The sequence below is a fragment of the Rhodococcus sp. TAF43 genome, assembly GCF_052113525.1.
Taxonomy (GTDB): Bacteria; Actinomycetota; Actinomycetes; order Mycobacteriales; family Mycobacteriaceae; genus Prescottella.
Window position 1 is genome coordinate 1 of the sequence record NZ_JBFRDL010000109.1, and the last position, 2338, is coordinate 2338.

General features: G+C 66.8%; 1 protein-coding gene and 1 pseudogene. One reads left to right on the forward strand and one right to left on the reverse strand.

Annotation, left to right across the window (positions count from 1 at the left end):
- The first annotated feature begins 878 nt into the window (after window positions 1-878).
- Window positions 879-1829 (forward strand): esterase/lipase family protein, encoded by a 951-nt coding sequence (locus AB4Z09_RS28945; RefSeq protein WP_258557756.1) that lies wholly within the window; start codon window positions 879-881, stop codon window positions 1827-1829.
- 50 nt (window positions 1830-1879) lie between these two features.
- Here the strand turns inward: AB4Z09_RS28945 and AB4Z09_RS28950 are convergent.
- A pseudogene (locus AB4Z09_RS28950) lies at window positions 1880-2310 on the reverse strand (RsmG family class I SAM-dependent methyltransferase).
- Window positions 2311-2338: the final 28 nt, after the last annotated feature.

Below are 2338 nucleotides of genomic sequence, written 5' to 3' on the forward strand. Positions count from 1 at the left end.
CCACACCATCCGACGCCAACGACGCGTGATACGCCTCCGCCAACGACGCCCGCTCACCGAACACCCGAGCCACCGCACCGACAACATCCCACTGCTCATCAACCAGTTCCACGTGAAACATCCTCCCCAACCCACCACCACAACAACAAACTCTGGCACCAGTTCTCGACACCACGACCGAAGGTGGGGGAGGGGGGCGGACACGTCGCCCGCGCCGGATGCTCGACGCCTGCCAGCCCAGTTCCCTGACTCGACCGCATGGACGGCGGCACTGTTCCACGTGGAACAGTGCCGCGCCGCCGTTTCACGTGGAACACCGCGAAGCCGGCCCGGCGACACCCGCCCCCTCGACGATGATCCGGGCCCGACGTGCGCCGCTCGGGGCACGCCGGCAGGCGGCCCAGCCTGGTACGACATCACTTCGGTCGCGGACGGCGCACGGCCCCCAGCGACCTGGTGACGCATCGGTCGCCTCCTGCGAGAGCCCTGCGATCGACGCCCGGATCATTCACGTGAAACATCGCCACCGTGACCAGTCCGCACGCCCCGACGGGAGCGGGATCGACAAGAGCTGAGCCGCGCGCTCCGCGGTCACCACACCGATCGACCTCCGCGCACCCGTGAGGGGCGCCGCGCGGATCGGATTCGAAGCCCCGAGATCCGCCAAACCCCGAACCTACTGTCACAGTGACGAAATGAGCCGGTATGACCGGGTGGGGGCTCACGCCGGCACTTTCGCCCATATTCGACAAATCGGCTCTTCTGTTGCCGCGCAGCATGATTCACCTGAAACAATCCGGAATCGCGGCTTTCGTGACGCTCACCGCCTCGCTCGCGTAGCGTTCCGGCACACAGGGACGCGATCAGGGGGTGGCGGGATGGCAATCGGTAAGAGAATCCGCATGGGGTGGCGGGCCGCGGTCGTAGCGGCGGTACTTGCCATCGGCTCGGCTCTGTCGACGGGACCGGCCGGCGCCGAGCCGTTCCCGGTGCCGTACAACCTCTTCGTCCAGGACGAGTTCACCAACCCCGGCGGCTCGGCCGCCGGATCCAACGACTGGTCCTGCCGGCCGACCCCGGAACACCCGAACCCCGTGGTGCTCGTGCACGGCACCGGAGCCAATCGACTCAACATGTGGACCACGTTCGCGCCGCTGCTCGCCAACGAGGGCTACTGCGTCTTCGCGCTGACATTCGGCAACTACGCCGATCAGCCCTATCCGGTCAGCGCGATCGGGGGCATGGCGCGCGCGGAGGACAGCGCGGCCCAGATCGGTGACTTCGTGGACGAGGTGCTCGCGGCGACCGGCGCGGCACGTGTGGACATCCTGGGTATCTCGCAGGGATCGGTCGTGCCCAACTACTTCGTCAAGTACCTCGGCGGCGCAGCCAAGGTCGACAAGTACGTCTCACTCGGTCCGGCTTGGAACGGCAGTGCACTCACCGGACCGGACGGTGGCGCAACGATTCTCGGTCTCGGCACCGACGACGCCCGTGGAGTGCTGCCATTTTGCCAGGCGTGTCTCCAGTTCCTGCCTGCATCGCAGTTCATCGCGAAACTGCACGCCGGTGGCCTGTATGCGCCGGGGGTGACCTACACCAACATCATGACCCGCTACGACGAACTGATCCTGCCGTACACGAGCGGCTATGTGGAGGCACCGAACGCGACCAACATCGTGGTGCAGGACGGCTGCCCGTCGGACTTCTCGGACCACCTGGCGCTCGCGGCATCCCGCGTCGCGGCCGGCCACGTGCTCAATGCGCTGGATCCGGCGCATCCGCGGCCGGTGCCGTGCGTGTTCGTCGCGCCGTTCGTCGGCGGCTGATCGGAACCGTCCCGCACCATCCCTCGGTGGGGGAGGGGAGGGGTCCGGTGTCAGTTGCGGTGACCGCGATGCCGATGGTGCGCGACTCGTTCCGCGCTCACCACGATCGTCGGCACCGGCAACACATCGACACCACACTCGACGACCTCCAGCTTGCCAGCACCCAACCGACCAAGGGAAGCGCGATCCCGGGAAATCTCCTCCGCCGCACTCGAACCCTTCAACGCCCCGGCAAACCCGCACCCGACCCCACATCGACCACCGACTCRYYMGCCCCCACCAACTCACCCAACACCCCACAATTGAGCACATGCCGCACCCACAACCGCGGCACCTCACGCGGACCGATCAACCCCCGCACCACACCATCCGACGCCAACGACGCGTGATACGCCTCCGCCAACGACGCCCGCTCACCGAACACCCGAGCCACCGCACCGACAACATCCCACTGCTCATCAACCAGTTCCACGTGAAACATCCTCCCCAACCCACCACCACAACAACAA